The organism is Kitasatospora sp. NPDC047058 (assembly GCF_040643935.1).
In the GTDB taxonomy this organism is placed as follows: domain Bacteria; phylum Actinomycetota; class Actinomycetes; order Streptomycetales; family Streptomycetaceae; genus Kitasatospora.
Window position 1 is genome coordinate 1 of record NZ_JBEYVJ010000331.1, and the last position, 7,624, is coordinate 7,624.

Genomic DNA, 7,624 nt, shown 5'->3' on the forward strand with positions numbered 1-7,624 from the left:
GCCCGCCTCGGCCCGATGACCCCGGTCCCCCCGTGCCCCCCCGGGGTGTCCTTGCCCTCGACGCGGACGGGGAGGATCCCCCGCAGCGCCCTCGCCGCCCGGCTCGCCGCCGCCGGCCTGCACGCCTCCACCCCGGACGCGGCCGTGGTCTCGGTCCGCGCCCCCGGGCCGGAGGCCGCCGTCGCCTGGGCCGCCGACTGCCGCCGGGCCGGCCTCGCCGTCGGCTGCTTCCGCCCGCCCTCCGTCCCGGACGGCGTCTCCCGACTCCGGCTCACCGCCCGCGGCGACCTGACGGATGCTCAGATCGCCGATGCGGTGAGGATCATCGCCTCGCTCGCCCCGGCAGGCGCCACGGCCTGACCGCAACCGCCCGCCGAGCCGGGGCCCGCACCTCCGCCGGAACGGCCAGCAGGCCGGCCAGTGCCTCCCCGCTCACGGCCGTCCCACCACCAGCAGCGTCTCCGCGCCGACCGGCCGGAATCCGGCGGCCTGGAACGCGCGCACACTGGTCGCATTGCCCGGCGCCTGCTGCGCCCAGATCCACCCGCCCTCCGGCAGCAGATGCCGCGCGCTCGTCGCGAGTGCCCGCCCCAGGCCCCGGCCGCGCGCCTGCGGGTCCACCTCGACCGCGCACTCCCACCGCCCGGCCACCCCGCGTCCGAGCACCAGCACCCCGCCGTCCGTGGTGAACACCCGCACGTCCTCGCGGTAGCGCAGCGCCCGCACCACCCGCGGGTGCTCCCGGTCCCGCACCGGCTGCAGTGCCAGTGCCTGTTCGCCCGGCAGCCGGCCGGCCACCGTCAGCAGGTCGATGTTGCCCACCACCCGTCCGGTCCGTTCGCCGAACGCGGCCAGGAACGGCGGACAGAGCGGCGCGGTCAGCGGATCGCCCGGTACGGCCGCCAGCACCTCGCGCACCCAGGCCGGGTCCTCGTCGGTGAAGACCACCGCGTGCGCGGAGAAGGACAGCACCCCGGCCTCGCGCGGCGACGGCTGCGGCACCACCGTGACCGACCCGTCCGACGGCGGGAACACCCTGCCCGCCGCGTCCGCCAGGATCTCCCGCAGCCCGCGCTCGCCGACCCCGGATCCGCGCGCCCTGAACCCCTCCACTCCGAACCCTCCCCATACACATGATCGTTCGTCGTGCGCGACAGACTACGTGCTCACTTTTTCCGGGCCCGGCTCGGTTGCACCCTGGTGGGCTCGCCCGCCGCCTTCGGGTGGTCCGGCGGGTACGGGAGCTCGCCCAGACCCTCGTCCCGCAGCTGCCGCTCGTACAGCTCCAGCAGCCCGTCCAGCCGGTACGCCTTGTCGTCCATCTCCGCCTGGAGGTCGCCGAGTTCGGCGAACCGCGGCGGCAGCGTGCGCAGGTCGAAGTCCTCCGGCGCGGCGTCGTCCAGCTCCTCCCAGCGCAGCGGCGCGGAGGCGGTCGCCCGCGGCCGGGCGCGCAGCGAGTACGCCGAGGCGATGGTCCGGTCCCGGGCCATCTGGTTGTAGTCCACGAAGATCCGCTCGCCGCGCTCCTCCTTCCACCACGCGGTGGTCACCCGGCCCGGCAGCCGCTGCTCCAGCACCCGGCCGAGCGCGATCACCGCGTGCCGGCCGTCGGTGAACGTCCACTCCGGCTCCAGCGGCACGTACACGTGCACGCCGCGGCCGCCGGAGGTCTTCGGCCAGCCGCGCAGCCCGTACTCCTCCAGCAGCGCCCGCAGCTCGTGCGCGGCCCGCACCGCGTCGTGGAAGTCGGTCCCGGGCTGCGGGTCGAGGTCGATCCGCAGCTCGTCGATGTGGTCGGTGTCGCCGCGCCGCACCGGCCACGGGTGGAAGGTCAGGCAGCCGAGGTTGGCCGCCCAGAGCACCGCCGCCGGCTCGGTCGGGCAGATCTCGTCGGCCGACCGCCCGCTCGGGAAGTTGATCCGTGCCGTCGGCAGCCACTCCGGCAGGCCCTTCGGTGCCCGCTTCTGGTAGAAGAACTCGCCCTCCACCCCGTCCGGGAACCGCTGCAGCGTCGTCGGCCGGTCCCGCAGCCCGCGCAGCACCCCGTCCACGACCGCCAGGTAGTACTGCGCGACGTCCAGCTTCGTGAACCCGCGCTCCGGGTAGTACACCTTGTCCGGGTTCGACAGCCGGACGCTGCGCCCGGCGACATCCAGTTCCACGGCTGAGCCCATGCGTCCCACGCTAGATGCGCCCCGCCCGGCGCGCGCCCCGGAAGGGTTGGCGCGAGGATCGGAGCCATGGACCTGCCCGTGATGCCGCCGGTGGCGCCGATGCTCGCCAAGTCGGTGGCGAAGATCCCGCCCGGGATGCAGTACGAGGCCAAGTGGGACGGCTTCCGCACCGTGGTGTTCCGCGATGGGGACGAGGTCGAGCTCGGCAGCCGCACCGGCAAGCCGCTGACCAGGTACTTCCCTGAGGTGGTCGAGGCGCTGCGGCGCGAGCTGCCGCCGCGCTGCGTCCTGGACGGCGAGCTGGTGATCGCCCGCGACGGGCGGCTGCGCTTCGAGGAGCTGCTGGAGCGGATCCACCCGGCGGCCAGCCGGGTGAAGCTGCTGGCCGAGCGCACCCCCGCCTCCTTCGTCGCCTTCGACCTGCTGGCCCTCGGTGACACCTCGCTGCTGGACGAGCCGCTCTCGGTCCGCCGCCCCGCCCTGGAGACCGCCCTCGCCGACGCCGCCGACCCGGTCTTCACCGCACCCGCCTCCACCGACCGCGAGCTGGCGCAGAGCTGGTTCGCCGAGTACGAGGGTGCCGGGCTGGACGGCGTGGTGGCCAAGCCGCTGGACCACCCCTACCGGCCGGGCGAGCGGACCATGTTCAAGATCAAGCACGAGCGGACCGCCGACTGCGTGGTCGCCGGCTACCGCGAGCACAAGAGCGGTCCCGTGGTCGGCTCGCTGCTGCTGGGCATCAACGACACCGAAGGGCGGCTCCAGCACGTCGGCGTCTGCGCCGCCTTCTCGATGGCCCGCCGCCGCGAACTCTCCGAGGAGCTGGCCCCGTTGCGGATGGACGACGCCTCCGGCCACCCCTGGGGCGGCTGGGCCGACGAGGCTGCGCACGCCGACGCCCGGCTGCCCGGCGCGCAGAGCCGCTGGACCGGCGGCAAGGACCTCTCCTGGGTGGCGCTGCGCCCCGAGCGGGTGGTCGAGGTGGCGTACGACCACATGGAGGGGACGCGCTTCCGGCACACCGCGCAGTTCCGCCGCTGGCGCCCGGACCGGACGCCGGAGAGCTGCACCTACGCGCAGCTGGAGGAGCCGGTCTCCTACGACCTGTCGCGCGTCCTCGGAATCTGATCGACCGTCACATCATCTGCTTCGCCGAGGAGTCCGCTCCGAGTGCCGGGCCCGGCCCACCCCGCCGGACCGAACCGACGCACGCCCGGGCCGCCCGCCCGCCCGGACGGTCCACGCGGCCAGTAGGGTGCGGACGGGAACCGACGTCGGCGCGGGGGTGGGCTTGGTGCGGTGCGAGGCGGTGAGCAAGCGCTACGGCGCGGGCCGGTGGATCCTCCGCGAGGTGGACCTGGAGGTCACGCCCGGGGACGTCCTGGCCGTCGTGGGCGGGAACGGCTCCGGCAAGTCCACCCTGCTGAGGATCCTGGCCGGACTCTCCCGCCCCACCTCCGGCCGGGTCACCGGCCGCCCCCGCGAGATCGGCTACGTGCCCGACCGCTTCACCGCCCACGACCGCATCTCCGCGCTCTCCTACCTGACCCACATGGGCCGCATCCGCGGCCTGCCCACCGCCGGCGCCCGCGACCGGGCCGGCCGGCTCCTCGAACGGCTCGCCCTGGCCGGCGGCCGGGACGCCCCGCTGCGCACGCTCTCCAAGGGCAACGCCCAGAAGGTCGCGCTCGCCCAGGCCCTGCTGGTCCGGCCCGGGCTGCTCGTCCTCGACGAACCCTGGTCCGGCCTGGACGCCTCCGCCCACGGCGTGCTGGGGGAGCTGATCGAGGAGGTGGCGGCCGACGGCGGCGCCGTCGTCTTCACCGACCACCGGGAGGCGGTCGCCGAGGCCCGTGCCACCGGCGCCTACGCCATCGGCGAGGGCCGGGTGACCAGGCGCGGCGGCCGGCCGGCGGCGGACGGGGCGGCGGTCGCCGAGATCGTCCTCACGGCCCCGGCCGACGGCGCGGTCCCGGCCGGACCCGACTGGGATGCGCTGGCCGGCGTCCTGGCCGCCTCCCGCCGTGGTGACGCCGTGGTGCTCCGGGTCGAGCGGCGGCACTCGGACGCCGTCCTGCTGGCCGCGCTCCGGCACCGCTGGTCCGTCGACGGCCTCACCCCGGCCGCCCCGACCGCCGCGACCGCCCCCGCCGCGCGCGCCGACCGCGACGTCCCGAGGAAGGTGACCCGGTGACCGCCCTGGTCCGCTACCTGTGCACCACCCTGCTGCTCTCTCAGCGCTACCTCGCGCCGCTGCTGCTCTTCACCGGCCTGGTCGCCGTGCTCACCAGCAGCGACACCGGCCCGCTGACCGCGGCCTACGGCGCGGCGGCCGGTGCCATGCTGCTCTGCTCGACCTGGCTCACCATCGCCCTGGTCGGCCTGGAGGACCAGGCCCACCGCGCCGTCGTGGTGGTCAACGCCGGCGGCTCGCGCCGCGTCCTGGTCGGCACCGTCTGCGCCGCCGTCCTCTGCTGTCTGGTGCTGACCGGGCTCGGCCTCGGCATCCCCTTCCTGGTCGGCACCCACCGGCTGACCGTCGCCGCCCTGCTGGTCGGCGTCGAGGCCCAGCTCACCTGCGCCCTCACCGGCATCGCCGTCGGCCTGCTCTGCTCCCGGCTGGTCTTCCGCCGGCAGGGGTACGCCCTGCTGCTCGCCCTGGTGCTGCTGTCGGTCCTGATGGTGGCCAAGGGCCTGCCCCCGGTGAACCCGCTGCTCTCCCGGCTCGCCACCACCTCCCGCGCGGCGGACCTGCTGACCCCCGCCGGCGGCTTGCTCGTGGTCGCCGCCGGGGTGCTCGCAGCGGGGGCGGCGCTCACCCGGGCGATCGCCGACCGGAGGAGCTGAGCCCCCACCGCGGTCGCGCCGGGCGTCCGCCGAACGGGTGGCCACCGGCATGCCGCACGGGCTGCCCGCCGCTGCTCGGGCACGATCGTTTAGCCGAGCTGTGGCGGCCCTTAAGAATTCCTCGATGGACCGCACCCCCTCTCACCAGGCAGATTGCTGCGTGCCCGGTGCGAGGGAGGCGTAGCCACCACCCGCCGGGCTCCGCCGGCCTGCCCACACCAGGCCGCCCCCTCGTGCGTCAGGAGCCACCCCAGTGAAGGCACTCGTCAAGCAGAAGGCCGAGCCCGGGCTCTGGCTGGTTGACGTCCCGAAGCCCGCCATCGGCGCCGGCGAGGTGCTGATCAAGGTCCTGCGCACCGGCATCTGCGGCACCGACCTGCACATCCGCAACTGGGACGGCTGGGCGCAGCAGACCATCAAGACCCCGCTCGTGCTCGGCCACGAGTTCGTCGGCGAGGTCGCCGAGCTCGGCGCGGGCGTCACCGACATCTCCGTCGGCGACCTGGTCAGCGGCGAGGGCCACCTGGTCTGCGGCAAGTGCCGCAACTGTCTGGCCGGCCGCCGCCACCTGTGCCGCAACACCGTCGGCCTGGGTGTGGGCCGCGACGGCGCCTTCGCCGAGTACGTCGCCCTGCCGGCCTCCAACGTCTGGGTGCACCGCGTCCCGGTCGACCTGGACGTCGCCGCGATCTTCGACCCGTTCGGCAACGCCGTGCACACCGCGCTGTCCTTCCCGCTGGTCGGCGAGGACGTGCTGATCACCGGCGCCGGCCCGATCGGCATCATGGCCGCCGCCGTCGCCAAGCACGCCGGTGCGCGCAACGTGATGATCACCGACGTCTCCCCGTACCGCCTCGACCTGGCCCGCGAGGTCGGCGTCACGCTCGCCCTGAACGTCGCCGAGCACACCATCGAGGAGGGCCAGCAGAAGCTGGGCCTGCGCGAGGGCTTCGACGTCGGCCTGGAGATGTCCGGCCGGCCCGAGGCGATGCAGTCGATGATCGCCAACATGACGCACGGCGGGAAGATCGCCATGCTCGGCCTGCCCGCCGAGCAGTTCCCGGTCGACTGGGCCTCGGTCGTCACCTCGATGATCACCATCAAGGGCATCTACGGCCGCGAGATGTTCGAGACCTGGTACGCGATGTCCGTCCTGCTGGAGGGCGGCCTCGACCTCAGCCCCGTGATCACCGGCCGGTACGCCGCCACCGACTTCGAGGCCGCCTTCGACGATGCGGCCAGCGGCCGCTGCGGCAAGATCATCCTCGACTGGACCGCCTGAGCCTTCCCGACCCGCTGATTAGGAGCCACCGTGTTCGACAACGTGCGCGCCGACCTCGCCGCCACCCTCGACGAGATCCGTGAGGCCGGCCTGTTCAAGCCGGAGCGGGTGATCGGCACCCCGCAGAGCGCCGCCGTGACCGTCACCGCCGGCGGCCGCCCCGGCGAGGTGCTCAACTTCTGCGCCAACAACTACCTCGGCCTCGCCGACCACCCCGAGGTGCTCACCGCGGCCAAGGACGCCCTCGACCGCTGGGGCTACGGCATGGCCTCGGTCCGCTTCATCTGCGGCACCCAGGACGTGCACAAGGAGCTCGAGGACCGCCTCTCCGCGTTCCTCGGGCAGGAGGACACCATCCTCTACTCCTCGTGCTTCGACGCCAACGGCGGCGTCTTCGAGACCCTGCTGGACGAGCGCGACGCGGTCATCTCCGACGCCCTCAACCACGCGAGCATCATCGACGGCATCCGCCTCTGCAAGGCCCGCCGCCACCGCTACGCCAACCGTGACCTGGCCGACCTCGAGCGGCAGCTCAAGGAGACCCAGGACGCCCGGCGCCGGCTGATCGTCACCGACGGCGTCTTCTCCATGGACGGCTACGTCGCCCCGCTGCGCGAGATCTGCGACCTCGCCGAGCGTTACGACGCCATGGTCATGGTCGACGACTCGCACGCCGTGGGCTTCGTCGGCCCGAACGGGCGCGGCACCCCCGAGCTGCACGGCGTGATGGACCGCGTCGACATCATCACCGGCACCCTCGGCAAGGCCCTCGGCGGCGCCTCCGGCGGCTACGTCGCGGCGCGCCGCGAGGTCGTCGCCCTGCTGCGCCAGCGCTCGCGGCCGTACCTGTTCTCGAACTCGCTCGCCCCGGTGATCGCGGCGGCCTCGCTGAAGGTGCTCGACCTGGTCGAGCGCTCGACCGAGCTGCGGGAGAAGCTGGCCGCCAACACGGCGCTGTTCCGGTCGAAGATGACCGAGGCCGGCTTCGAGATCCTGCCCGGTGACCACCCGATCGCCCCTGTGATGATCGGCGACGCGGCCAAGGCCGGCCGGCTCGCCGAACTGCTGCTGGAGCGCGGCGTGTACGTGATCGGGTTCTCCTTCCCGGTCGTCCCGCACGGCCAGGCCCGGATCCGGGTGCAGCTCTCCGCGGCGCACTCCACCGAGGACGTCGAGCGCGCCGTCGCCGCGTTCGTGGACGCCCGCGCCGCACTGGGGGAGTAGGGCCCGCCCCGGGCGTGCGCCCCCGGGTGACCCGGCTGCCGGCCGGGCGCCCCGCTGGACCGCTCGTGGCACGTCCGCTCGGAACCGGACGTGCCAC

General features: G+C 74.3%; 8 protein-coding genes. 6 read left to right on the plus strand and 2 right to left on the minus strand.

Annotated features, from left to right (window positions below):
• Positions 1-360, plus strand: a 360-nt coding sequence (locus ABZ885_RS31730; RefSeq protein WP_360196244.1) for an aminotransferase class I/II-fold pyridoxal phosphate-dependent enzyme, incomplete at its 5' end; no start/stop codon positions are given.
• A 72-nt stretch (positions 361-432) separates the two neighbouring features.
• Here the strand turns inward: ABZ885_RS31730 and ABZ885_RS31735 are convergent.
• Positions 433-1,068 carry a GNAT family N-acetyltransferase gene (locus ABZ885_RS31735; RefSeq protein ID WP_360196265.1) on the minus strand — a complete coding sequence of 212 codons (636 nt, stop codon included), beginning with the start codon at positions 1,066-1,068 and terminating at the stop codon, positions 433-435.
• A 98-nt stretch (positions 1,069-1,166) separates the two neighbouring features.
• Positions 1,167-2,174 (minus strand): non-homologous end-joining DNA ligase, encoded by a 1,008-nt coding sequence (ligD, locus tag ABZ885_RS31740; RefSeq protein ID WP_360196247.1) that lies wholly within the window; start codon positions 2,172-2,174, stop codon positions 1,167-1,169.
• 66 nt (positions 2,175-2,240) lie between these two features.
• Here ligD and ABZ885_RS31745 point away from each other — a divergent pair, with 66 nt between their 5' ends.
• The 5 genes from ABZ885_RS31745 to ABZ885_RS31765 all read left to right on the plus strand — a co-directional run bounded on the left by ABZ885_RS31745 (position 2,241) and on the right by ABZ885_RS31765 (position 7,527).
• On the plus strand, positions 2,241-3,302 hold the full coding sequence (locus tag ABZ885_RS31745) for an ATP-dependent DNA ligase (protein ID WP_360196250.1): 1,062 nt from the start codon (positions 2,241-2,243) through the stop codon (positions 3,300-3,302).
• 181 nt (positions 3,303-3,483) lie between these two features.
• Complete coding sequence (locus ABZ885_RS31750; protein WP_360196253.1) at positions 3,484-4,368, plus strand: ABC transporter ATP-binding protein; 885 nt, start codon at positions 3,484-3,486, stop codon at positions 4,366-4,368.
• Positions 4,365-5,021 (plus strand): hypothetical protein, encoded by a 657-nt coding sequence (locus ABZ885_RS31755; protein ID WP_360196256.1) that lies wholly within the window; start codon positions 4,365-4,367, stop codon positions 5,019-5,021. Before ABZ885_RS31750 ends, ABZ885_RS31755 begins: the two co-directional genes overlap by 4 nt.
• Before the next feature lie 253 nt (positions 5,022-5,274).
• Positions 5,275-6,303, plus strand: a complete 1,029-nt coding sequence (gene tdh, locus ABZ885_RS31760) for an L-threonine 3-dehydrogenase (protein WP_360196259.1) — start codon at positions 5,275-5,277, stop codon at positions 6,301-6,303.
• A gap of 30 nt (positions 6,304-6,333) precedes the next feature.
• Positions 6,334-7,527, plus strand: coding sequence for a glycine C-acetyltransferase (locus tag ABZ885_RS31765; RefSeq protein WP_360196262.1), 1,194 nt, complete (start codon positions 6,334-6,336; stop codon positions 7,525-7,527).
• The last annotated feature ends 97 nt before the right edge of the window (positions 7,528-7,624 follow it).